Here is a 25,298-nt window from a genome sequence, read left to right as displayed (position 1 = left end):
CCACATAAAAAATAAAGAATGAAAGTACTTGTAATAGGAGCCGGAAACATGGGTCTTACCTACGCAAAAGGCATGTCAAAATCTAAACTCTTAAAAAAGGAGAACATTATGGTTCTTGACACTTCTGAAGAAAAACTAGATGAAGTAGATCAAATGTCAGATTTTGATGCCTATCGTAATTTAGAAGACTGTGTACCACAGGCAGATATTATTTTTATCGCTGTAAAACCCTATCATGCAGAAGATTTATTTAGAAAAATAAATAAATTAGTAACCGGAGATCAGCTCTTGATTTCCATAATGGCTGGTATTACCATTAAAACTATCAAAGACACCACAGGCTTAACTAAAATAATACGCGCAATGCCTAATTTACCAGCACAAGTTGGCAAAGGACTTACCTCGTATGTTGCGTCTCCTGAAGTTTCTAGAATAGAATTACTCGCCATAGAAAGTTTATTAGACACCACTGGTAAATCTATTTTAGTTAAAGACGAGAATTTCATAGATGCCTCTACCGGAATTTCTGGTAGTGGTCCTGCGTATGTATTTTATTTTATGCAGAGTATGATGGAAGCCGCATTGCAAATGGGGTTTTCGCCAAATGTTTCTAAGGTATTAGTTGCACAAACATTTACAGGAGCTATAGAACTGTTCAATCAAAATACCTTGTCTCCAAATTCATGGATGGAAAAAGTGGCAAGTAAAGGAGGTACTACACGCGCCGCATTAAATTCTATGGAAGACAATAATGTAGGAGAATTAATTAAAGAGGCTGCTTTTGCTGCTTTTGACCGAGCCGTTGAACTTGGAAAAGAAAAACAACATGTATAAACAAAAGATTGTCATAAAAGTCGGAACTAATGTGATGACGAATAAAGATAATAGAATTGTAAGGCCTGTACTCAAGAAATTGGTGAAACAAATTGCACAATTATATGAAAGGGGAATCATTACTATTTTGGTTTCTTCTGGGTCTGTAATTGCTGGAATGGAGGTCTTAGGTAAATCTAGTATCGAAGATAAAACACAAAAAAGACAGGTTTACTCGGCTATTGGGCAGCCTAGAATGATGCGTTTGTACTATAATATATTTCGTGATTATGGTATGAAATGTGCACAGGTTTTACCTACCAAAAGAGATTTTAGTCCTGGTGAACACCGTCAAAACATGATAAATTGTTATGAAGGATTACTTGCGGAAGGTGTTATCCCTATTGCTAATGAAGATGATGCAGTATCGCTAACCATGTCTATGTTCTCTGATAACGATGAGCTTGCTAGTCTTATCGCGCAATTAGTTAAGGCAGATAAACTCATTATTTTAACTGATATTGATGGGCTTTATAGCGGTCATCCAGACGAAAAAAGCAGTTCCCTTGTTGATCACGTAAGTCCGGATGAAAATCTAAACAAATACATTCAAGACAACACCAAAGGAGAAGCCGAGGGGCGTGGTGGCATGGGTTCTAAATTAGAATATGCACAACAGTCCGCCGCAAATAACATCCCTACGTTTATTGCCAACGGAAAAAAAGACCATACCATTATAGATATTATCGACGGAAAAAAAGTGGGTACACGAGTTGCCCTTAAAAAAGAAATAGAAGTTTAGTATGAAGTTGATACCAACAGAAATTAAAAACAATGTATTAAGTTCCATGATTCAAATTTTAAATGAGAATCGAAAGGAGTTACTTAATGCTAACAAAAAAGATCTTGAATTATTTACTAAAGAAGATCAAGCCATGTATGATCGATTGGTGTTAACTGATAAAAAGATTGATGAAATGATTCTGGCGGTCACTAAAGTTAAATCTCAAAATGATCCCGTTCACAAAGAAATATCAAAAAAGGAATTGGATAATGGTTTAACAATTATCAATAAAACAGCTCCTTTCGGTACCATCATGATTATTTATGAATCACGACCTGATGTTACTGTAGAAGCGGCAGTTCTTGCTTTTAAAGCGAATAATAAAATTTTATTAAAAGGAGGAAAAGAAGCCCTCTATAGCAATAAGATTCTTGTTGATTTCTGGCATCAAGCTTTAATAGAAAATGATTTACCAACAGACTACATTCAGTTATTGGTAATGAATAGAGAGGAGACTCAAGCATTTCTGAAAAATCCTACTGAGAAACTTGATTTAATTGTTCCAAGAGGCGGAGAAAAATTAATTGCCTTTGTAAAAGAGCATGCAAAATGTGCGGTATTGGTAAGTGGCCGGGGTAATAATTTTTTGTTTGTTGATGAAAATGCAAATTGGGAACAAAGCATTAAAGTAATTTTAAATGCTAAAACCGATAAAATATCTGCTTGTAATGCCCTTGATAAAATTCTCATCAGTACCGCGATTGATGATTATCAAGAAAAACTAAAGAATTTAGCAAACATTTTAGAAAATAATGGTGTTTCTATACTTGCAGATACCGATATAAGAAAGGTTTTAAAGGATGCCACACCAATACCCAATGAAGAAGTCTGGAAAGAAGAATTTTTAGCTATGAAGTGCTGTATTGGCGCTGTAAATTCCGTCGATGAAGCTATTCATAAAATCAATAAAAATTCTGGCGGTCATTCTGCTAGCATAATGACAACGGACCCTAGCAAAGCTCAGGTTTTTATGGAGCAAGTAGATTGTGCTGCTGTATATCAAAATGCGTCTACGCGTTTTACGGATGGCGGACAAATGGGTGTTGGCGCAGAACTAGCAATAAGTACCGATAAATTACACCATAGAGGCCCATTAGGACTAAATGAACTGGTTACCAATAAGTATTATTTCTTTGGAGACGGTCAAATCCGGGAATAAAAGCATCATTAAAACCATATAAACTAAAAATGTTCGATACCATTGAAAAGATAGAAGGAGCTGTATTACGTCATGGAAAAACGCATAGCCGTTTATATTTAACCCAGTCCACCAAAAACAATTGGGATTCACTCATCCCAAAAATGAAGGATATTGCTCATGAAAAAAAGTATGATAAAATTATAAGCAAAGTTCCAGAACAAGCAATTGAGATTTTTGAGTCTAATGGATTTCATATTGAAGCAAAAATACCAGGTTTATACAATGGTATTACCACAGGGTACTTTTTAGCGGAATACCTGAATGAAAATCGCTGCCAAAATGATAAACAAGCGCTAAAGACAATTGCGTCCGTAAAAGCTATTGCACAGGCTGCCAAAAGTTCTTCTGAAGAGGGTTACATGAGTTTACCTACTAATTTTGAAGTCCGGAAGCTCACGACAACCGATTTTTCTACATTGGCCACTTTACATAAAAAAGCATTTATGTCACACTCACTTCCTATCCATGAGGAAGCTTATCTTTTAGAGCTAGCAGAACAAAATCATGAATTCTACGGTCTTTTTAAGAAAGAGGAACTTATTGTTTCCTCTATCCTTCATATTCATAAAAAAGAATTGAATATTGAGATTGTAGATTTTGCTACACATCCTGATTACAATGGACAAAACTTATCATATTACCTTCTCCAAGAAATTAAAAAAAAGAGTGATAAAGCAAGCTATAAGACAATTTATTCTTTGGTAAGAGCAACCTCCTATGGCCTAAACATTACTTTTAGCAAACACGGCTTTCATTTTGGAGGAACGCTATACAACAACACGGTAATAAGAAATAGTTTAGAAAGTATGAATGTATGGTACTCTAATTAATTTAGGTTAATGAACCACTCATTTTAAGTCTACTAGGCTAGATTTATTTACAATGAAAATGCCACCAATTCATATCACGAGTTAACTGATATCCTAGTCTTTCATATAAGGGTATCGCCGCATTCCCTTTTGTAGTATGTAAAATGGGCTTCTTGTTAGCCTTTAAGATTTGTTGGGTGACATGGTAGACTAATTGCTTGGCCAGCCCTTTACGCCCGTAATCTGGGTGTGTAACTACTGCACTAATCTCAATAAAATCATTAGTCTGCATGCGTTGCCCTGTAACAGATACTAATTTACCCTCTTTGAATATTCCGTAATACTCTCCCATTTCAAAAGTTCTCCGGCGATAATACCCAGGCATCACAAGCCATACTAAATTATAGATATCGGCTATATCATGATGGGTAAGTCGCACTATATTCTCAGTAATTGGCGTTTCAATTAAGGAACTGAGTACCATTTGGCAGCCTTCAATTTTACGATCTAAAACAAAGTGTTTACTGGTATAGGGAGGGAGATCCTTATTGGTCACTAGAAAGAAGCTTTCACAAGTTTTCGCATAGGCTTCTAAGGCCAACTGAATAGTAGATGGATCTACGAAAGCTCCAAACGGACAAATTTCTGGATCATAAAACTTGGCTCCGTTATACGTAACTGAAAATTTCTCATGCGCTTCGTTAAGCGCAAACCATACAGGATTCTTCAGTGTTTCTTTAAAGTGACTCATGATAAGAATAAATAAGAAACAAATATAGGTATAGCAGAAAATACTTTGGTCTGTCTATACCTATACTTCTCTTAAAAGCATGAATACCTTATCAAAATTTTACTGCGGTAATTACGCTGGCGGACTCCCACAAGAGAGCGCATTATTTCTTCGCATTCCAATCCCTAATTTCTGTATGGATTTCTTTTGGCGTACGTTGTCTTCGCTTTGCTAAGTTTTCTATTATGGTATTGAAACTCCCTTTTTCATATTGGGTTTCGGCTTCCAATACCTCTGGATAATGCGCCAAATACTCATCGCGTACTGCTAGCCATTGTTCTTCTAAATCCAAATCTAGGATTGAAGCTTCTACTCCTCCATTATTAACAGGATGCGCCACATCTTCCTCTAAATTATTGATAGGTTCCTTGTCCTCTAATTCTTGAGCTAAACTATGGTTTTGCTGCACTGTATTGTCTAGGCCACCGTAAGGTCTATCTTTATGCTGATTTTTATTTTCTGTAATCATCTGATTCTATTTTAATTCTTAATGCTTAAAATTACGAAACGATGAAATCAGTGCTTGCTCTATCGGGTTTTAAACTAACTTAAAAGCCTGTAGCCCAAATAACTTTAATCTGTATTACTTGTTCTTCAGGAAAAGAGGCTATAACCCTTTTAAAGGATGGTATTTAAGCGTAACAAAAAAAACTAAAGTACTCACCCATTTAAAAAGAGAAACCGCCTTAAAAGCAGTTATGCAGGTTACAATTTTAGAAGTTATGGAGTTGTGCTATGGTTACCAGTGTTGTGTGGCATTATTTAACCTTTGTTAAGGTTGATTTTTCTTCAGTAAAAACATAACCATCAGCGTCTGGACTATAATATACTCTTTCTAAATGATAAGTATTTACTTCTTTTCTATGTATCTTATACGTATAACCACCTAAATCAATTGCTAAAAATCTACCTGAGAATGGATATAGCATATATATGCTTTTACTGTCAGAGTTAAATTTTATTTCAGATTTTCCGTCATTATCTTTAAAAATATAAATTCCAGAAAACCATTCATTTAGAACATTATCAGAGCCTTCTTGAACAACATTATATAAATCATTTTCTGTAATCTCTCTTGAGACTTTAAAATAGTCATATTTTTTATTTTTAATTTTAATAGTTAATGATGAAGCGGTTATTTTTGAAATTTCAAATATAGTATCTGTTCTTTTGTCAAAAGGTTCATAGTAATATGCAATTAGTTTATCGTTTAAACTACAACTATATTCCTCCGTGTCGTAAGGTGACCATATTACGATTCTTTCATCTTTGAAAATTATATTTACAAAATCATAATTTGATAATGTAACATCACTCCAATCATTGTCTTTATAAAGACTATTCTTAAATTCTTTCAAAACCCAAATACCGTTTTCTAAATATTTTTTTATTTGATTAGAATATTCTTGTTTAGTTGTAGAAAGAAATCCGTCAAAAACATAAACTACTCTGTTCTTATCTAATTTTACACCAACCCATTCGCCTTTTACTATTTTGTCTTTGTCTTTGATTTCCTGAAAAATAGCAGTATGTTCTATTACATTCAGTTTGCTGTTTAATTCAAATTTCCCTAGCGGTTTTCCTTTTGCTTTGTCACGATAAATTAATCCTGATTTTGCAATAACATATTTAATTTCTTCAATAGATTTTTTAGAAACAATTTCAGTCTCAATTTCTTTTTGAGCAACATTATTTTTATCAGTCTTACAACTTAAAATCGCTAATAATATTACTATGAGTGCTTTTTTCAAATTTAGATTAGTTTTAATGACACGCAAAGGCTAGTCCATGGCAAGTAGAGCTATAGAAAGCAATAAACTTTCAAGTTAGCTCCGAGCCAAGTCGCCTATTTTGTTTTAATTTTTCTCTTTTAATACCAAATCAACGATTTGGCTGTCTTGGTAAATAGCACTAAACTTTCTTAAATAACAGAATGCCCAAGTTGCAACAAACCGTATTATAGCCTTTTTAAGTTGAGTAATATTTATATTCTTTTTCTTCCCATTCTTTATATGTATTCCTAATCTCCCTTTTTAGTTCTTCTTCCGAACGAAAATTAACTCCGTTCTTTAAAGCAAAATCTACAGGGTTACTAACAAATGAAGATAAATCAGAATCAATTTTATTACTATCGATAATCTCATTGAATCGGTCTAATTCTTCATTTTGAATTTCATATTCCATACCAATTTCATTTCCTATTTGGTCAAAAAGTCGTTTTATACTGAATTGGAAAAACGCATACATTCTGCCTGACCAAAATGAAGGAAAGCCTTGATATACTGGATTCAAATAATTATAAAACATGTCAGAACAGTGTTCGGCTAATTTTATAGTTTTATTAGACAAACCAAGTTTGGACAAGTCATCAATATGATATCCAAACTTTTCATTGGTAATATCGTCTGCTGACCACAATGGATTACATCCATAATCGAATATAAATCTTAACCTTGGCTTCATATTTCATTTATTGGCTATAACGGTTTGCAACTATCCGAAGGGCGGGACTTCTATCACAAAACTTGATTTAAAAAACTACACTTCCATTAACCGCAAAACTCTTTTTGGAACACGAGACCCCGTCTTTTGGGTAGGTGCTGTTATAGGGCGTTTTTCTTTCTTCTGTCGTCATTTATTTAATGTTAAAATAATTGTCGAACCAGGAAGTAGTGTTATTGTCTTCGCCAATTTTTGTGCTTCTGTATAATTAATATTTTTCTGTTTCATTAATTCTCTCGTTGTTGTTAGTTCTAAAGGTTTTGTCACAAATAGAGTTAAGAACTCCGTTGTTTTGTCTGAGCAGTAATTAAATGTAAGTCCGAAAACTGGTGTGTCAGAAGCACCATCAATAGTCCCAATGCGATATGTCAAGCCGTTTAAATTAATAGTTAAAATATTTGCAAGTGCATAAATTTCATACGTTAAAGTTGTCTTACCGCTTGTTGTCTGAGTAGAATATTTTTTTGTGCTTTTATCATACATTTCTTCAGGGTCGTGAAGGACATTCAATGTAGTCTTGCTCGTTTGAAAGTCAAGAACAAGAGTGTTCTTGCCGTTTTTTAGCTGCAAATACCCGTTCGTTGTCCCAGAAAACCGTCCGCTGTTAACTGACTGAAAAATGGAATTGTCCTTATTTGTCCACCAACTTTTATAAATGCTGTCAGATACGGTCTGTCCGAAACTGTTTGTTATGGTCAGAAGCGTCAACATCAATATGTAAAATATCTGTTTCATTGTCGTCTTTTTAAAATGCCCTGTAACGTGTTTGTGTATGCTTAGTTGCGTGTGTAAACAACTAATTTAGTAAATAAAAACGGAATAGAAAATCTGCAAAGATTTTCCGAAAAGACAGGAACCTAGCAATTAAATATACACGGTGTTACCACACGTTTTTATTTTCGGTTTGCAATAAATTCATCCGCAATTATATATGGTTGACCTAAACTAAAATCGTTTGGACTAACATCTTCGTTTCCAAAAATCAGAAGCTTTGCATTTGGTCTATTTGCGTAACCTTTATCGCGTCCATCTTGTACGTTTTCGACTTTAAATTCAATTCCGTGTTTTTTACAAATTCGTTCAATTGGTTCTTTTAAAGGTTCTTGAATTCCAATATTTGTTTTTCCTTTTGTTTTGTAATAGCTTTCGTTAAGACTCCAGAAATTTTTGTGAACAGGAATCCAATTTCCAGTCAGTTTTTCGTACTCAAAAAATAAATCTCCAATAAATTCACTCGGGTTTTTAGGAAAGTTTTTCAGTTCGCATTCCAATTTAGGTTTTGTAAAAGTCCAAAGTAGTGGATGGTCAGTCAGAATTTTTAATTTTATATAAGGAAGATATAAATCAGCGTAAATTCCGTTAAAGTCAATTGTCTGATGAGAAATCAGTTTCCAATGCTCAACATTAATTATTTTCCCATAAAGGTCTTGTTCGTCAAGAATGAAATTAAATTCCATAGTATTAAAATGTCCAACTTGACCTTTTAAGTCAGTCAAATGTAATCTTCCACTTTGATAGAATTCTGTGGTGTTTGTTCGTTTAATTAATTCCTCAATCATTGGTTTTCTCAAATGTGTGGTAACAATTGGTTATGTAGGCTTCCCCTAATTAGAACTGCCTAATTTTCTAATACTTCCGTAAAGTTATTGTTTTTAATTCTTCTGGGGCTAGCCCCAGAAGAATTAAGTTTCGCATATTTTATTGGCGGAATTTTACCTAGTGCATCATGTGGCCTGTGATGATTGTAATCGTTCATCCAGATTTGTGTTTGCTCTCTTACTTGGTCTATATCCTCAAATATATACTTATTGAGCACTCCTCTGCGATAACTCCCGTTGAATCTTTCCACAAATGCATTCTGAGTTGGTTTTCCGGGTTGGATATACTTGAACTCTATGTCATGCATCTGACTCCAATCGTTGGTTAAATGAGCTATAAATTCTGGACCGTTGTCCATTCGAATCTTCTTTGGTTTTCCTTTTTTATTGATCAGATGGTTGAGTACCCAAACAATGCGATTGCTAGGCAATGAAAAATCAACTTCTATATGAAGTACTTCTCGATTAAAATCATCGATGACATTAAATGATCTGAAGCGTCTTTTGTTTTCCAAGACATCAGTTACAAAATCCATGCTCCAAGTATGATTAATTTCGTTTGGAACCTCTAAGGGTTCTTTTACTCTTGATGGTAAGCGTTTCTTTCTTTTTCTTCTTAATGATAACCCAAGAGCTTTGTATACTCGGTAAACCCGTTTGTGGTTCCATAATCTTCCTTCATAACGTAAACGGTCATAAGCCTTCCAAAAACCTTCTTCTGAATGTTCTTTGGCTTTTTGCTGCAATGCCGCTTCTATCTCTGTATCGTCTTTTGGTAAAGGTGTATAATAATAAACACTCTTACTCATAGTTAATACACGGCACGCCCTGTTGATGCCGTAATGAATAAGTTCTCGCGATATACCACGTTTTAAGCAAGGCTTTAGAGCTTTTTTTCAATAATCTCCTTTGCCATCTGGTAGTCAAGTGCCAAAGTAGCATACATTTGTTTGAGTTTACGGTTCTCATCTTCAAGTTCTTTAAGACGTTTGAGTTCCTTGGAATTCATGCCCGCATACTTAGAACGCCATTTATAAAAACTAGCTGAACTAACGCCGTGTTCACGGCTAATATGCTCGACACTTTTACCATTGTCAAATTCTTTTAAAATCTTTGCAATCTGTGTGGGTGAAAATTTACTCTTTCTCATACTGTTTAAATTTAAGATATTTATTCTACTTTTAAACAGTTCGGTTTTAAGGGAAGCTTACAGTTATACGTATTGCGTATATCCGTATCAAGTACCTAAGATACTACTAATGCGTTATATTTTCTATTAATTATTTGCAAATAACTGTTCTGTGTAATTTCTTGGTCTAGAATATCCTAGCCAAACTCGATGATTAAAAACATTTTGTTTGTGCGAGCGTTGCGCTCGTAGCCTAGTGAATAAGTGATGAGACATATTCTAATTATAGCAGTAAGGCCATAAGAGAGATGCTTTAGTTAGTAGAGGAATAAATTAAATAAAAAAAGCATAAAGAATCTTGTTTTAAAATCTCTGAGCTTAGAATCGTATTGTTTCAGATTAAGGAAGAATTTGCTTGTTTTTTACCTCAGTTCTTTGTTGGCTGTTCGTTATTTTTGTTTTAAAGCTTTTTTTAAGTCGAGATAAATTTCATTTAATTGTGTTTTATTAATGTTTAACAAAACATCAATTTTTTCATCATTATTATTTATTAAATACAAATTATTCCCATCAATAAAAGATTCATTTTTTTCTACTTTTTTTATTTCTGCTAACTTTATAATTTCAAAACTTTTGTTCAGATATAGAGTATAAAAATCTCTGAATTTGAATTTACCATAATAATTTCTTTTTCTATAATAGAGAACATCTTTTTCTCGAATTTCAAATTGGATAAATTCTTCGTTCATATTGTAGAAATAAATACCTAAAAAAAAAGTGATAATTGAAAAAATAAATAATGTCGGAATGAAAGAAATAAGATTACCAATAATCATTAATGAACAAGAGAAGAAATATATATATGAAGTATTTTTCATCTTTTTGTAGCTTATATAATATCTTTTGTTCGAAGTTGTATTAGTGAGTTTTAGCTTTTCATTTTTTACAATGCTATTTTTACTTATCGATGTTAAATTTAATTTTCTAAGTTCAATCTCATTAGATAAAACCTCTAACGCGATATGGGTTAAACTATTTTGTTCTTTATGTAGTTTGATTATTTCCGAGTCAGAAAATCTTTTATAGTTATCAGCTAATTCTTCTTTTGTTATCATTCAATATTTTAATTAGTATCTGATTTTTTAATGACAGCCAACAATTGTATAATGAACATATGTTCAATATATCTTTTATATTTTTCTAAGAATCAAGAGAGTTTTTTATTTTTATAATTGCACCCAATGTTTAGTATAAAACACGTAGGGCAGAGGATAAGCACTTTCGTTTCGGTTTATTACTTAGCTAAATATAAATATTTTGCTTTTATCTTTTCTTCTATAAATGCCAAATTTTATACTTGGCGGACTTTGTTAATATTCACAGACCTTTCGGTTAAGCCACAAATGCCCTATGTTTTTTATACCTCTTAAGTTTGTAATAGTTTTAAATTAGACATAAACAAGAAAGCACAAAAGAACGGGTTAAGGTTATTTTATACCGAGAAGCAACGACTTCGTCAACATTGAAAATCCCCGTTCTTTTCTACACAGATTTCGTACAGTTCTAAGAGGCTTTTAAGACCTCGTTTTTAAGTAGTAGAAACTCGCGTAGATTGTCCTTTCAAAAAACAGTTCTTATGAATAAAGATATAACATATTTTGGTATTGATATCAGTAAATCAGTTTTTGATGTTACAGATTCTCAGGGTAATTATTACCAATTTGATAATAAGGTTTCAGGCTTTAAAAAGTTTTTAAAATCACTGGATTCTACAAGTCATTGTGTAATGGAAGCTACGGGTTATTATCATTATCAGTTAGCGTATTATTTAGTTGAAAATGCAGTGCAAGTCTCTGTAGAAAATCCTTTGTCAGTAAAACGTTTCATTCAAATGAAATTATCAAAAATAAAGACAGATAAGAGTGATTCAAAAATGATATGTGAATATGCCAAGCATGTTGAATTAAAGTTATGGTATGGAGATTCAAAGGAGCAACAAGAAAGTCTTCAAATCACTAGATTACTTAGTGTTTATACAAAGCAAAGGACTATGTTAAAGAACAAAATTCATGGAGAAGAAGTTTTAGGAATTCCGAGCATGTCAGTTTTACGATCCATAAAGCGAAGTTTAAAGAGCGTTCAAAAAGAGATAGAAACAATAGAACGAAAGCTGTTAATCTTGGTCAAAAAAGAACATCAAGATTTATTAACTCGTTTAGAAACCATTCCTGGAATCGGCAAGAAAACGTCTTTGATGTTGGTTGTTTTAACGGATGGATTTAAACGTTTTACCAGCGGTAGTGAACTGTGTAGTTATTCGGGTTTAACTCCAATGATTCGGCAAAGTGGTAGTAGTGTAAGAGGGCGAGCACGCATAAGTAAAATAGGCAATGCGAAGCTTCGAAATTTATTATTTATGTGTAGTTTCAATGCTTGTAAATATAACAAGGCATGTAAAGCAATTTATGATCGAATCGTAGCTAAGGGAAAGAGTAAAAACTAGCATTAATTGCGGTTTGTAATAAGCTCTTAAAGCAAGCATTTGCCATAGCAAAATCAGGATTAATATATGACGACTCTTATAGAAGTGTATTGGTTATAGATTAAGTGAATATCACTTGTTTTTTACCACAGTTCTTTGTTAGCAATAGTGATTTTTTTATAAATCTAATTTTACACTTTGTCATTTTATTAAATTCCTAAATTTTTTAATGAATAGAATTCCCTAACAACTCTGCCTCGGGGTAGTTCATTTTCATTGGTAGGGATTAAAGAAAACTAGTCACATTGAAAAGTACGACAACTGAAATTTTTATATTTTTCGAAAGCCTCTATTTTCTTTTCTTTTATTACATTAATACCAAATCTATATTTTCCATTTGAATAATTAAAGTGATAAGACATTTCACAAAATAAAGAGTCTTTTATCGAATACATTGGAACATCGAAATGAATTTCAGACGCTCTACTGTAATTATAATTAGCTCCTAATAGATGAAAATTTTGGATATTTATACTATCTTTTTTATTTCTTTTGTATAAATCTTTGATCGTGTTTTTATTAATTAAAATATTAATTATTGAATCATTTAGTTTTAAATTCCCGCTATTATACATCTTTTTGTTCCTAATTAATAGTAATCTATATTCCATATTATTTTTAGGTTTCGATAAATTAGGAGTTATTTTTAATATATAGGAGTAATTACCTAATCTTATACCGTCACAAAATTTTTCGTCTAAACAGACTTTGTAACTTACCTTTTTTATTGACTTTTCTGGTGTTTTTTCAGGCTCTTTTGAACTCTCTTTTTTACAAGAATATAGCGAAAAAATGAAAATTGTTAGAATTATAATATATAGAGATTTTTTCATAATAAATTCTATTTTTCAACAAATAATTATCTGAGTATAGCAGTGTTTTTTTTCATTATTGCTAACGTTTAGTATATGAAACGTAGCGTTTAAATATATAATAAATTTCAAGTTTAGCACTTAGCCAAATCGCAGACTTGGCGGACTTCGTAAACAAGCGCATACTTTTGATAAAGCACTAATTAGCTATGTTTTTCACCTCAGTTCTTTGTTGTGCGTTCGGCTTTTTACGTTTCTGCTATTCCTCCAACTTTTTCAACAATATTATTTACAATTTTTATTTCAAGTCCGTGTTCTTCATCTATGTAGTAAGAAAAAGGAATTTTTATTGTGTTATTATCTAGAATTCTGATAGATTCTAATATCCCCTCAACATAGTCAAAATGTATTTCTTTATTATCAATACAAAGTGGTGAGTTTGATTTATCATTTTCATTTTTCTGAATTTTTACATTTTCAAACATAGGAAAGAAAGGTTGTTCATAATATGTTGCATAAAAACTTTTATAATGTTCAAAAATTTCAAATTGAACATTTATAAATACCTTGTCAATTTCTGTTATAAATTTTTTTAGCGTACTTTCATATTCATCTAGTTTAGATATTGAAGGTGGATTTTCAAATTCTTTCCAATCATTATCAGAATCAAATTGCTCTCCTAGATAAATTTTAACCGATTCAGTATTTTTATATGTTTTTAAATAGGGGATTTTAAATTTATTTTCGGCAGAAAACCCACTATAATCTTTTTTTACTTCTCCAAAATATTTGTTTAATTTCATTTCTACAATTTTTTTTTCAGCTGACGCACAACGTTTTGGCTATGAACAGTACGGGAGCAAACTAGCGTTTGCTTTCCTCCACACACATAGCGAAATCTTTTGGTTTTGTTTTTTCCTTTTTTATTACAAAGCCAAATTAAAAAGATTTGGCGGACTTCGTAAAGAGAGACTAAACTTTGGCTTACGCACCAAAACCCGTATTAATTATAGCCATTGTAAATAGCGTTATTTATTACAATTACTATCTGTCAAATCATTTCTTGTAGGGTTGTATCGGTTATCTAGAAAATCAATTGAATCAATTTTTTTTTCAATTATTAATTTGGAGATTTCGCAGTAATTCGAAAATGAGCTATTACTCCAAATATATAATTTGTTAATGTATTTTACATTTTCAATATTTAAGTTTCCATTGAAAATACGATTTTCATGAATAACCATATATTCATTTATGGAATCTATTTTTTGTAAAGAAATTTTCTTCAAAGATGAATTATGTTCAATTGAAATTGTTTTTTTTATTTTTTTTAAATTTTTAAAATTAGTTATTTCATCAAGTACACTAGCTCCTGATATTGAAATCTTGTCAATAGTTTCTATTTTATTAAATCCATGTAAAGAAACTAAATCACTACAACCACTAAAATATAAATCCTCTATAGTGAGTAATTCATTGAAAGAACTTATCTCGGTTAGCCCATAATCATTACCAAAAATCATCATTCCATTTATTGATTCCAAATTATTAAAGGAATCAATCTTTTCTAAATTTCTAGTACCAGAAATAGTAAAATCACCATTTACTTTTTCAATATTTCTTAGTCCTTTAACACTCGTTAAATTTTTTACTACAGAAATCATTAATTCTCCATTTATTACCTCTATACTGCTAAGTCCATCTAAATTAAAGATATCTTCAGTGTTAATGATTTTTAGAGAACCATCAATAAAATCATATTTTTTGTTTTTAGTAAAAGAATCAATTTGCTTTTGAGTAGTAAAGGATAAATCCCCAGAATACACAATGTTATCCTTTGTTGGGATGAGACTAATTTTTTGCACTTGTTCTAGCTCAGGTTCGATGGTTTTTTTTTCATTTCCCAATTGACAATTCGTAGATAAAATTATAACTAGTATTATAAATAATATTTTCATTTTAGTAATGCTATATAACGTTGTTGTATATGAGCTGTGGCGTGATTTAGCAAGAACCTCTCCAAATAAAAACTGGCTTTGGAAAATCCGCAGGATTTTCCAAGTGAGGACAGACCAAGCTATAGCTTATATACTATGTTGTACGTTCGTTATTTTGACTTCTAAAGTCTACTTTATTCTCCAGTATAAACTTTTTTAAAATTCGGATTATTTTTATATATATTATTTTCTATTATAAAATCTAATGGTTCTTGTTCTCCAGTTTTAATTATATTTTCTAAATATTTGTTGTTGCCTATGTATGAATTAGTCAATTTAAAACGAGACCTATTTTTATCTGAATCTGACGGATAATACATATAAATTGCTTTCCAATCTTCAAGCTCATAAAATTTGCATTTGTCAATACTCACATTTGTGTGGTTCCATAATAAAGAAATCGATGCATTTTTTATAAAATCACAATATTGGAAAAAATAGCTGTTTTCAGATGAAGGATAAAAGGCTATACTCTTATCGCTAAATTGTATTTTGCTAAAAAATTTTATATTTATAAAAAATAAATATTCTGATAATTCTTCAAATAAAAATTTTTGGTCGATATAAAGAATTGCTTCATCGTCGTTAAGTGTAACTTTTTTGAATGCTAAATTATTAAAAGTTACACTTTTTAAGCCTGATAATTGAATGGGATACGTAATAATTTCAGTCTTATAATCACTTTTAATCTCAACGTTTGTATACCCTTTTATAAGAAATGTTTTACGCTTATTTTCTTCAGAGTGAATATGAAGTCCATTGTATAAATCACTATTTAATTTACCTGTAGGAATATCTGCTATCTCTGTATTTTCATCTAAGTATTTAGCTAAATTCAATCTTTTAGACTTTATATTCAGAGTAACATTATTTTTGATGTTCTGAAAAAATTGTTCTTCATTGTAAACATCAATATTTTCCTTCTTATTTTCATAAGATGATGAATAATCATAATTTTCAAAATCATATATAATAAAACTATCAAAAACATATCCATTTTCTTGTTTTCCTTTTGAATTTTTATAAAAGATATGTTTCCATTCACCTACTATTTTATTATTATTTGAAAGGGTGATGTAATCATATATTTTTGTTGATGCAAAAATTTTTATTTTTTTATTATGAGGTATCGTGGCAATTTTTTGAGAATTTAAAGAAGGTTTTTTTCTAATAACTAAACCATTTTCAGAATTTACTCTTCCATCTTCTGCATAAAAACTATAAATTTTATTTAATGGAAGTAAAAGTTCTTTGTTGTTAGATTGTTCTTCTCCAGTTCTGTTATAATGTTCTTCTATATCTTGTTTTACTAAATTTCCAATTATTTTAAAGTTTCCTCCATTGTATTGTATTTCTATTTTTTCTTTTGTCCCTTTAAAATCAATTTCTAAAATTATTTTTTCTTCTGTTTTTTTCGTGATTTCACCATAATATTCTTCATTTAATCCTGTAATATACATTATAGATTCAGAATTAATAATTAAAATATAATCAGCAGATAAACTTAATTTAGTTTCTTCTTGAGGTTCATAATAAGATGCATATGTGTAAATTCCTTCCCAAACTCTTTGTTTTTTTACACTTTCAATATTTTTAATTTTTTGTTCTTGATTTGTTTTATTATCGATTTTACAAGAAAAAACTAATAGCATACAAAAAAACATATAAATTTTCATTGTTTTAATTTTTGTTAATGACGTACAACAATTGGATATACGTATTGCGTATATCCGTATCAAGTACCTAAGATACTACTAACGCGTTATATTTTCTATTAATTACTTGTAAATAACTGTTCTGTGTAATTTCTGAATCTAAGATATCCTATACAAACTCCTTGATTAAAAAGCATTACGCTTGCGCAAGCGCTACGCTCGTAGCCTAGTAAATAAGTGATGAAACATATTCTAAGTATAGCAGTAAGGCCATAAGAGAGATGCTTGGGCTAATGGGGGGCAGGCAGATAGGCTGGGGAGTTTTACGGCTGTTGCTTAGAATTAGATAGTAAATTTTATTACTACTTTACATCCCCCGCCCTCCGGGCACCCCCTTCAAAGGGGGAATTGTTGGCGTTGAAAATGTATTCTTTTTTAGTTATAAGGGGTTTGCTTCTTATACGATATGTCCTAAAAGAAGACTACCAACCTCCAATTTTCCTGCGTTCTGCTTGTTGCTCTGGCGTTGCTTCAGGTGTAGGAATATCACTTGGGTATAAAGGTTTAGGAAAGCCCTCTGCTTTTCTTCGTTCAAAATCTTGTAACCTATATTCATCAAAAGCAGCGCCTGGTGGCAAAGGGCGGTTTTTATCCATGTACCAAACTAAAAAATTCCAATAATCTTCCCTATTCCAGTCTACTAAGCCCATAGCAGCTTTAGGTTCTATTCCCTTTTTGGTTTGAAAAAATAAAGAAGTATAAAAACTATCTATATAATAGCTTTTTATAATGCCATCACCATCATTGAAATTTACAATTTTCTGTGGTTTTTTTTTAGAAATGGGCATATGTAGTTTACCTGTTTGCCTATTGGCAATAAAATGTTTGGTGGGAGCTATATAGTGGTATATGAAAATAAAACCAAATATTCCTCCAAATATTAAGAAAACAAAAAAACCTATCCAGCTTTGATAGGGTCTAAACAAGATAAAATAAAACAAAATAAAGCCTAACCAAACCCATTGTCCATTATATCCTTTTACTTTTCCTTTATAAGTTCTATCTTCTATAAATTCAATATCGTCTGCTCTTATTGCAAATTCGCCTGTATCGATGCCTACGAGGTCAATTCTATTTCTTTCAGGAATGGCTGTTATACGTTTTGCTAATTGATCCATTAATGTGTTATTTCCAAGCTTTAATTTCTTCTATAGTACCAATGGAGGTATTAGTGCCTAGTAATTGTTAATAAAAGCAGCACTTGTAACCAAGGGGTAAGATACAAAAGAGTAACGGCATAAGGGAGACGATTGTATTAGTGGGGGAATAAACTAAATAAAAAAACTCAAAGATTCTTGTTTTAGAATCTCTGAGCCTAGAATGGTATTGTCTCATATTAAGGAAAATTTATTTTTTACCTCAGATTTTTGTTAGCGGCAGTTTTATTGAGATTAATCTTCTCTAAAATAAACTAAATCACCTGAAAGGTATATGTCTTCTAAAATATCCTTTTTGTATTCTAAATTAAGTACATAAAAATAATATGAAAAAACAGGCTCTTCCTCTCTGACAGTATAACTTTTATTTATTATTAAGTCTAAATTTAGTGCATTAGAATCGTTATCCACTGTTGATACAAATCTTATAATCCTATCATCTAAAGTCCATTCATATAAGACTAATTCGTTTTTCCAACTACATATTAAATTTTTAGGTTGTCCATAGTTATCATTTAATAATTTAAATAAATCGTTAATTTCAGAACTACTAACCCAGTGAGCAACCCCATTTATTAGTTTAATTTTATTGTCAGATGTAGCTACCAAGTTTACAGCTTGAAATATATGCCTGTCAAATTTAGCTATTGAATCAAGTGAAAATTTGCTTCCTTGCAAGTACTCAGAACCACTTACTCTAACTAAGGATTCCTCTGTATAACCTTTTACTATATACGAATCAGTATATTCTTTACTTTTAAGTCTTTCAGGATACAATTCTGAAACCTTTGTATCAAAATCAAAATTTTCTAAATCCAAAATACCCTCACCAATAGGTTTCACTTGGTTTTTGCAACTTAAAAATAGGATTAGTAGAAATAAAATGATAGTGTATTTTTTCATTTTGTCTTAAATTAAAGCTAACAAATGGATATACGTATTAAGTTACTAAGATAACATTAATGCGTTATATTTTCTATTAATTACTTTTAAATAACTGTTCTGTGTAATTTCTTGGTCCAGAATATTCTGTTCAAACTCGCTGATTAAAAAGCATTACGCTTGCGCAAGCATCACGCTCTTAACCGAATGAGTAAGATACAAAAGAGTAAAAGAAATAAGTGATGAAAATTATTTTATTCAAAGCTGTAACGGCACAAGCGAGATGCTTGCGTTAATGGGGAGACGCTTGCGCTTGTAAGCTTCCCTTAAAACCGAACTGTTTAAAAGTAGAATAAATATCTTAAATTTAAACAGTATGAGAAAGAGTAAATTTTCACCCACACAGATTGCAAAGATTTTAAAAGAATTTGACAATGGTAAAAGTGTCGAGCATATTAGCCGTGAACACGGCGTTAGTTCAGCTAGTTTTTATAAATGGCGTTCTAAGTATGCGGGCATGAATTCCAAGGAACTCAAACGTCTTAAAGAACTTGAAGATGAGAACCGTAAACTCAAACAAATGTATGCTACTTTGGCACTTGACTACCAGATGGCAAAGGAGATTATTGAAAAAAAGCTCTAAAGCCTTGCTTAAAACGTGGTATATCGCGAGAACTTATTCATTACGGCATCAACAGGGCGTGCCGTGTATTAACTATGAGTAAGAGTGTTTATTATTATACACCTTTACCAAAAGACGATACAGAGATAGAAGCGGCATTGCAGCAAAAAGCCAAAGAACATTCAGAAGAAGGTTTTTGGAAGGCTTATGACCGTTTACGTTATGAAGGAAGATTATGGAACCACAAACGGGTTTACCGAGTATACAAAGCTCTTGGGTTATCATTAAGAAGAAAAAGAAAGAAACGCTTACCATCAAGAGTAAAAGAACCCTTAGAGGTTCCAAACGAAATTAATCATACTTGGAGCATGGATTTTGTAACTGATGTCTTGGAAAACAAAAGACGCTTCAGATCATTTAATGTCATCGATGATTTTAATCGAGAAGTACTTCATATAGAAGTTGATTTTTCATTGCCTAGCAATCGCATTGTTTGGGTACTCAACCATCTGATCAATAAAAAAGGAAAACCAAAGAAGATTCGAATGGACAACGGTCCAGAATTTATAGCTCATTTAACCAACGATTGGAGTCAGATGCATGACATAGAGTTCAAGTATATCCAACCCGGAAAACCAACTCAGAATGCATTTGTGGAAAGATTCAACGGGAGTTATCGCAGAGGAGTGCTCAATAAGTATATATTTGAGGATATAGACCAAGTAAGAGAGCAAACACAAATCTGGATGAACGATTACAATCATCACAGGCCACATGATGCACTAGGTAAAATTCCGCCAATAAAATATGCGAAACTTAATTCTTCTGGGGCTAGCCCCAGAAGAATTAAAAACAATAACTTTACGGAAGTATTAGAAAATTAGGCAGTTCTAATTAGGGGAAGCCTACAATTTTCTTCTAAATCTAAAGGTTTCCTAATCCATCCTTTTTGAGTAAATGGTATTTTACCTAATAAGTGAATACACTCTACTTGTTTATAATCTTTTATATTTCTGGATCTAAAATATCCTTTCCAAACTCCCTGATTAAAAAGCATTACGCTACTGCGATTGTCACGCTCTTAACCGAATGAATAAGATACAAAAGTGTAAAATAAATAAGTGATGAAAATTATTTTATTCAAAGCCGTAACGGCACAAGCGAGACGGTTAAACTAGCGGGGAAAACATCAATCAAGAATAAAAACTAGAATAACTAAAAATAAGAAAGATACAATTTGAAAATTCCTTAACTTAATGACATTAAACGAGCGCTAGCGCCGGTTTTACCTACCTCCACTTTCTAACTTATTTAAATAAATTCTACCATTAATTTTATTAAAATAAATATACATAGTTTCTTCACTGAAGGCTCCATCATCTATATCTTCTTGAGTTACATCATAAGAACAAGATACTTCAAATTTTAACTCATCACTGCAATCATTACTTTTATTAAAAGAAATATTTTTGCCTAAGCAACTTTTGTTATTCAAGAAATCAATTAAAATTTCTAAATTTATATTTTCTTTTTTTTCAAAAGAAGTCGAAAATTTTTCTTCTGATGCTATTGTTAAAAAAGTTTTGATTTTTGATATATCAGATTTTGTAAAACATTTTGGATTTTCCTTATCTACCTTATTTGATTTTTCACTTTCAATCTCAGATAAATCAATTTTAGTTTCTTTATTTATTAAGGTATATACATTTTGCCTAATTTGATTTGATGTGAAATTAATAATAGCTACACTTTCTCTAAATTCAGTTTTACTTTCAGAATTTTCAAAATAGACTGGAATATCTATTTCATAATTTGATTCCTTACCATCCCAAATATTTATTATTAACGATTTAGGCTCTTCTCCATCACAGCTATGAATAATAGGAAAGAATAAAGTTTGATTATCATCTTTACCCAAAACCTGAATTTCATCAGTCATAATCTTTAGATCACAAAGAATACTTTTATTTTTAAAAGAAAAACTATCTACTAAAATATCTTTATTAAAAATTAAAACTTCTAACTCTTTAGTAAAACCTTTAGAGCCTAGTTGACCTTCATCTTCTAATAAAAAAATAGATTTAAAGTTTTGTTTATTATTTTTAAAAACAACTTCTTTGACTACTTTTTTCCCTTTATAAATTGTTTCATTTACACTATTCTGAGAAGAAATTAGATTTTCTTTTTTCTCCTGTTTACATGAAATTATAGAAAAAGTAAGTATAAGTATTTTAACGAGTACTAGATAGTGTTTCAAAGCTAAGGTTTGTATTTTTAAATTCATCATATTCATAATCTTTTTGTTCTGGAGTATAGTTATCGGGTATTCTGAAATAATCAATTACAGATTTATCATAACGAGATACACATACTTTACCATTAGTACTTTTATCTCCACCTGTTTGATTACCACCTAATAAATAAACATTGTCTCCATCTACATTAACAACAAAACCAACATGTCCTGCTCCATTATCATTTTCATCCCAATCTATAACTGCTAATGCCCCATACATTGGGTTTTCTTTTGAATCTTCTTTTCCCCAGTTTTTCCAGTCAGTCGCTTTAGCTGTTATTTTACCTGTATGCTCTTTAGATTTTGAGTATACCCAACAAACAAATGATGCACACCAAGGCCAATCTTTATCATCTGTTTTATTTTTATGACCTGCTGATTCATGATATTCAATAACTCTAGGATTATGTCTTGAACCTGCAATTTCCTCTGTCCATAATTCTCCATATGCTATCTGCATCCAAGATGCTCGTTCCTTTAATTCATAAATGTTAGGGTTATTTAAACAAGCTGTATTAAATTTGAAAATAGGATTCAATTTATTAAATATTTTAAGTCTTTTCGACCAACCATTTGGGTCTGGCTTCAAATATTGACCTCTTCCATATCCATTTATCACCTTGGATTGCAACCAAAAATACTTAGAATCTTCTTTAATAAGCAGAGATGTGTCATTTAAAGATTTACCATCAACTTCACGAAAATCTTCTCTCTCTTCTCACGAAATAGAATTTAACCTGCCTGAATCGTTAATTTCGTATTCTATTGGCGTTTCTGGATTATCTTCATCTAATATATATAAATAACCTTTTATTAAACCTGTACGAACTCCTTTGAAATTATCTAAACGAGGTTCTAAGATAAAAAACTCATCAATTTCTAGAGTAGCTCCTTTTTCAGTTGTGTAAAGTTCTCCATCTTCACCTACAAATATTGGTTCTGTATTTTGAGGTTGTGCTTTTGCTTTTACTAATTTATCGTCATTTGAAAAAACACCAAATTTTAAAAAATGTAACTTTATTATTGGTTCATTTTCAGGGATTAATTCTAATTTTTGAGAACTAAAATCGAATGTTCTACCACCACCTTCTATTTCTAAGGTGAGTATACGTTTTCTACTTTCTTTTTTTCCTTCCGTATTACTCATGGGTATCCGTGTTATCTTTATTCCATTCTTCAATTGTTTCCAAAGGTTTTAACTCTGCAGTACCATCTGCTTTAACAGTACCACTAAATTTTAATACACTTTGTTCTCCATCAATTGTTAAATCATCTTTTTCTTTAACAGAGATCGACAGACTTTCTCCTGGATCCATATGTTCTGTCAGAACAAAAATACTAGCCTTTTCTCCGTACATTATTTCTTGGATTTTCTCCTGTCCATGCTCATCCATCCAGTAGCTCTCTACCACCTTAGGAGCTTTGTCATTCCCTAACATGGCGCCCGGTATGGTCATGGCTATATTTTTAAATTCTTCCAGTACGCTACCAGCGGTGTTTATTTGCATAGGTTCTAAAATATCCTATACAACCTTACTAATTAAAAAGCATTACGCTAGTGCGAGCGTCTCACTCGTAGCCCAGTGAATAAGATACAAAAGAGTAAAAGGAATGAGTTATAAAAAATATTATAATCAAAGCAGTAACGGCATAAGAGAGACACTTGCGCTAGCGGGGAAAGTTATTTACCTCACAAAGTCTTTACTAACATATCCTTGCTTACCGTTCAATTCTATTTTAACCCACGCTTCCAAAATTTCTAAAACTTTTAAGCCATCCTTTGGGTAAGCTTTTTCTATAATAGCTCCAGTAGAATTAGGTGTTGACCTAACATTTAAATAAGTGTCCACTTGTGCGTAGACCGTTGAGCCTATTGTAAATGAATTTTTACTTTGTTTTAGTTTTTTTAAAGAATCAACCTGTTTTATTGAAAGATTTATATAATTATCTGGGGACTTGTAATATATCTCATTAAAAATTAAATCTTTGTTTCCTACATTGACATAAACCCTTGGTTCATTTTCATACATTTTAAGATGAAATATCCTTTCTTCATATGGAGATCCAATAATTTTTTCGAATGTTTCTCCGTCGTAAGTATGCTCTCCATAATCTTTATAAGAAGCATTTTCATCGAAACCAATTAGTTGAAAAACTGTAAATTCATTAGAGAAAATTGGAAACATGATTATATATTCATTATTTTTTTTTAAAAGTTTAATACCATCAAGTAGCTTGAATACATTTGTGCCGCTACTTTTATCATATTCCATAAAATATCCATCAAAAAAAGGAACTATCTTTTCATTAATTTCGAGATATGCCAAGTAATCATAAGTATAAGTGTATAAAACTATTGGTATATTGTCAATTACAGCTAGGTTGAAAATGATTAAATTATCTTTTTGACCAATAACTTTAGGAGTATATTTAATCTCAGAAAATTGTTCTGTTACAACAAGGTTTTTAGTACTAGAGTTTATTTCAGTCTCAATATTTTTATTTTGCGCTTGTGCTTTTTTTTTGCAGGAGAATAACGAAATACAGAGAATTAATACTATAATTTTTAATATTTTCATAGATAAGGTTTTACTTTGTTTGGAAGGAAGAATTACTGTAATGAGTTAACCTTATCTTTCCATTTTTTTCATTAATAGTTCCTCTAGCAGATTCATCTTCTTGAAGTTTTCTTTCACTTATACTTTGTTCATCATAATGTAATTCAAATCTATATGTACCCTACTCGTGCCACACCTATAATCGCAGAACCTGGCGCGCTTTTGTAAAGCGTGACTAATTGTTTTTCTATTTCAAATTAGCATAGAGGAAGTACTTTAACCGAAGGGATTTCTGGATTGTCTTCTTCATAGATTACATAGCTACTGTTTTTCCAATCTCTTTCATGATAAACTAATTCTGAAGCCACAGGATTATAATGTATATAATTTAGAGAATCATCTAATATTTTAAAATAGGTTGGTCGAATAAATGAACCACTATGGACTTAAAGTCCATAGTTTCTGGCTGGTGACTTAAAGTCACCCAAAAGTCATCGTTCCAATATGAAATTTGTGTTTTCTCCATCATCTGGCTTTCTATGATGCTCCAAATACTCATTAACCATTTGATCAGTTATATTACCTGTACTCCAACAACCATAACCTATTCCCCAAAAGTGACGACCCCAATATTTTGACTTTAATGCAGGAAATTCTTGTTGAAGCTTTCGAGAACTTCTACCCTTTAACTTCTTCATCAAATAGCTTAGACTCATTGATGGTCGATATTCAATATGCATGTGAACGTGGTCTTTTGAAACAACTCCCTTCAATATCTGAACATCTTCAGAATCACATATTTGTAATAAGATTGTTCGACAACGAATCTGAATATCGCCTTCCAAAACAGAATAACGATATTTTGTACTCCAAACTAAGTGAGCAGTCAACCTCGAAACGCTATGTCCATTAGTCCTTTGTTCAGCCATAAATCAAAGGTAGGTCTTTTTAGAAGCTAAAGCGAAATGCACTAAAGTGCATAGTTTTAACTATTTTTGAGACCAATAAATCTACCCAATCAATTAGTGTTA

General features: G+C 31.4%; 25 protein-coding genes and 1 pseudogene. 6 read left to right on the top strand and 20 right to left on the bottom strand.

All coding sequences use genetic code 11. From position 1 onward, the window contains the following. The first annotated feature begins 18 nt into the window (after window positions 1–18). Genes proC through ablB form a run of 4 tightly spaced genes read left to right on the top strand, consistent with a single transcriptional unit; the run spans window position 19 to window position 3,688 of the window. Window positions 19–834 carry a pyrroline-5-carboxylate reductase gene (gene proC, locus CELAL_RS08505; protein WP_013550495.1) on the top strand — a complete coding sequence of 272 codons (816 nt, stop codon included), beginning with the start codon at window positions 19–21 and terminating at the stop codon, window positions 832–834. Further along, window positions 827–1,615 (top strand): glutamate 5-kinase, encoded by a 789-nt coding sequence (gene proB / locus CELAL_RS08500; RefSeq protein ID WP_013550494.1) that lies wholly within the window; start codon window positions 827–829, stop codon window positions 1,613–1,615. The genes proC and proB overlap by 8 nt, the downstream gene beginning before the upstream one ends. Before the next feature lies 1 nt (window position 1,616). Next, window positions 1,617–2,816: a glutamate-5-semialdehyde dehydrogenase gene (locus tag CELAL_RS08495; protein ID WP_013550493.1), complete on the top strand. Its 1,200-nt coding sequence runs from the start codon at window positions 1,617–1,619 to the stop codon at window positions 2,814–2,816. A 29-nt stretch (window positions 2,817–2,845) separates the two neighbouring features. Then, complete coding sequence (gene ablB, locus CELAL_RS08490; protein ID WP_013550492.1) at window positions 2,846–3,688, top strand: putative beta-lysine N-acetyltransferase; 843 nt, start codon at window positions 2,846–2,848, stop codon at window positions 3,686–3,688. Window positions 3,689–3,731: 43 nt separating this feature from the next. On the opposite strand, the gene CELAL_RS08485 is transcribed toward ablB, so the two are convergent. The 8 genes from CELAL_RS08485 to CELAL_RS08440 all read right to left on the bottom strand — a co-directional run bounded on the left by CELAL_RS08485 (window position 3,732) and on the right by CELAL_RS08440 (window position 10,801). Continuing rightward, entirely contained in the window at window positions 3,732–4,418 is a 687-nt protein-coding gene (locus CELAL_RS08485; RefSeq protein WP_013550491.1) for a GNAT family N-acetyltransferase, read from the bottom strand. A gap of 142 nt (window positions 4,419–4,560) precedes the next feature. Further along, on the bottom strand, window positions 4,561–4,926 hold the full coding sequence (locus tag CELAL_RS08480) for a hypothetical protein (protein WP_013550490.1): 366 nt from the start codon (window positions 4,924–4,926) through the stop codon (window positions 4,561–4,563). Window positions 4,927–5,215: 289 nt separating this feature from the next. Continuing rightward, window positions 5,216–6,208, bottom strand: a complete 993-nt coding sequence (locus CELAL_RS08470; RefSeq protein ID WP_013550489.1) for a hypothetical protein — start codon at window positions 6,206–6,208, stop codon at window positions 5,216–5,218. A 217-nt stretch (window positions 6,209–6,425) separates the two neighbouring features. Further along, the gene (locus CELAL_RS08465) at window positions 6,426–6,875 is read right to left on the bottom strand and encodes a hypothetical protein (RefSeq protein WP_041557658.1); all 450 of its coding nucleotides are present in this window, start codon (window positions 6,873–6,875) and stop codon (window positions 6,426–6,428) included. Window positions 6,876–7,088: 213 nt separating this feature from the next. Beyond that, a complete protein-coding gene (locus CELAL_RS08460; protein ID WP_013550487.1) occupies window positions 7,089–7,694 on the bottom strand; it encodes a hypothetical protein in 606 nt (201 codons plus the stop codon). A 158-nt stretch (window positions 7,695–7,852) separates the two neighbouring features. Further along, window positions 7,853–8,518, bottom strand: coding sequence for a hypothetical protein (locus CELAL_RS08455; protein ID WP_013550486.1), 666 nt, complete (start codon window positions 8,516–8,518; stop codon window positions 7,853–7,855). 59 nt (window positions 8,519–8,577) lie between these two features. Beyond that, window positions 8,578–9,707, bottom strand: a protein-coding gene (locus CELAL_RS08450; RefSeq protein ID WP_085951517.1) for an IS3 family transposase whose coding sequence is annotated in 2 segments (ribosomal slippage) — window positions 8,578–9,446 and window positions 9,446–9,707 — 1,131 coding nt in all. Because the reading frame shifts where the segments join, the coding sequence is not laid out codon by codon here. A 428-nt stretch (window positions 9,708–10,135) separates the two neighbouring features. Continuing rightward, a complete protein-coding gene (locus tag CELAL_RS08440; protein WP_013550485.1) occupies window positions 10,136–10,801 on the bottom strand; it encodes a hypothetical protein in 666 nt (221 codons plus the stop codon). A gap of 521 nt (window positions 10,802–11,322) precedes the next feature. Here CELAL_RS08440 and CELAL_RS08435 point away from each other — a divergent pair. Next, a pseudogene (locus CELAL_RS08435) lies at window positions 11,323–12,293 on the top strand (IS110 family RNA-guided transposase). Between the two features lie 171 nt (window positions 12,294–12,464). Here CELAL_RS08435 and CELAL_RS08430 read toward each other — a convergent pair. The 6 genes from CELAL_RS08430 to CELAL_RS08400 all read right to left on the bottom strand — a co-directional run bounded on the left by CELAL_RS08430 (window position 12,465) and on the right by CELAL_RS08400 (window position 18,812). Continuing rightward, window positions 12,465–13,061 (bottom strand): hypothetical protein, encoded by a 597-nt coding sequence (locus CELAL_RS08430; RefSeq protein WP_013550484.1) that lies wholly within the window; start codon window positions 13,059–13,061, stop codon window positions 12,465–12,467. A gap of 227 nt (window positions 13,062–13,288) precedes the next feature. Next, the gene (locus tag CELAL_RS08425) at window positions 13,289–13,843 is read right to left on the bottom strand and encodes a hypothetical protein (protein WP_013550483.1); all 555 of its coding nucleotides are present in this window, start codon (window positions 13,841–13,843) and stop codon (window positions 13,289–13,291) included. 225 nt (window positions 13,844–14,068) lie between these two features. Beyond that, a complete protein-coding gene (locus CELAL_RS08415; protein ID WP_013550482.1) occupies window positions 14,069–14,998 on the bottom strand; it encodes a leucine-rich repeat protein in 930 nt (309 codons plus the stop codon). 173 nt (window positions 14,999–15,171) lie between these two features. Then, window positions 15,172–16,713, bottom strand: coding sequence for an SH3 domain-containing protein (locus CELAL_RS08410; RefSeq protein ID WP_013550481.1), 1,542 nt, complete (start codon window positions 16,711–16,713; stop codon window positions 15,172–15,174). Between the two features lie 461 nt (window positions 16,714–17,174). Continuing rightward, window positions 17,175–17,870, bottom strand: coding sequence for a hypothetical protein (locus tag CELAL_RS22505; RefSeq protein ID WP_013550480.1), 696 nt, complete (start codon window positions 17,868–17,870; stop codon window positions 17,175–17,177). Between the two features lie 273 nt (window positions 17,871–18,143). After that, on the bottom strand, window positions 18,144–18,812 hold the full coding sequence (locus CELAL_RS08400; protein WP_013550479.1) for a hypothetical protein: 669 nt from the start codon (window positions 18,810–18,812) through the stop codon (window positions 18,144–18,146). A gap of 355 nt (window positions 18,813–19,167) precedes the next feature. On the opposite strand from CELAL_RS08400, the gene CELAL_RS08390 reads away from it, so the two are divergent. Next, window positions 19,168–20,297 (top strand): IS3 family transposase gene (locus CELAL_RS08390; RefSeq protein WP_085951517.1). Its coding sequence is split into 2 segments (ribosomal slippage): window positions 19,168–19,429 and window positions 19,429–20,297, totalling 1,131 coding nucleotides; the frame shifts between segments, so codons are not numbered across the junction. Between the two features lie 401 nt (window positions 20,298–20,698). Here CELAL_RS08390 and CELAL_RS08385 read toward each other — a convergent pair. From CELAL_RS08385 to tnpA, 6 genes are all read right to left on the bottom strand, one after another. Continuing rightward, complete coding sequence (locus CELAL_RS08385; RefSeq protein ID WP_041557648.1) at window positions 20,699–21,700, bottom strand: hypothetical protein; 1,002 nt, start codon at window positions 21,698–21,700, stop codon at window positions 20,699–20,701. Next, entirely contained in the window at window positions 21,645–22,340 is a 696-nt protein-coding gene (locus CELAL_RS21460; protein ID WP_013550475.1) for a TIGR02594 family protein, read from the bottom strand. The genes CELAL_RS08385 and CELAL_RS21460 overlap by 56 nt, the downstream gene beginning before the upstream one ends. Before the next feature lie 87 nt (window positions 22,341–22,427). Next, a complete protein-coding gene (locus CELAL_RS08375) occupies window positions 22,428–22,856 on the bottom strand; it encodes a hypothetical protein (RefSeq protein WP_013550474.1) in 429 nt (142 codons plus the stop codon). Continuing rightward, window positions 22,849–23,217, bottom strand: a complete 369-nt coding sequence (locus CELAL_RS08370; protein WP_041557646.1) for a hypothetical protein — start codon at window positions 23,215–23,217, stop codon at window positions 22,849–22,851. The genes CELAL_RS08375 and CELAL_RS08370 overlap by 8 nt, the downstream gene beginning before the upstream one ends. A 177-nt stretch (window positions 23,218–23,394) precedes the next feature. Continuing rightward, window positions 23,395–24,288 (bottom strand): SH3 domain-containing protein, encoded by an 894-nt coding sequence (locus tag CELAL_RS08365; protein WP_013550472.1) that lies wholly within the window; start codon window positions 24,286–24,288, stop codon window positions 23,395–23,397. Window positions 24,289–24,758: 470 nt separating this feature from the next. After that, the gene (gene tnpA / locus CELAL_RS08360) at window positions 24,759–25,196 is read right to left on the bottom strand and encodes an IS200/IS605 family transposase (protein WP_013549065.1); all 438 of its coding nucleotides are present in this window, start codon (window positions 25,194–25,196) and stop codon (window positions 24,759–24,761) included. Window positions 25,197–25,298 lie beyond the last annotated feature (102 nt).

The organism is Cellulophaga algicola DSM 14237 (assembly GCF_000186265.1).
Taxonomy (GTDB): domain Bacteria; phylum Bacteroidota; class Bacteroidia; order Flavobacteriales; family Flavobacteriaceae; genus Cellulophaga; species Cellulophaga algicola.
This window is presented reverse-complemented; position numbering and strand designations above follow the sequence as displayed.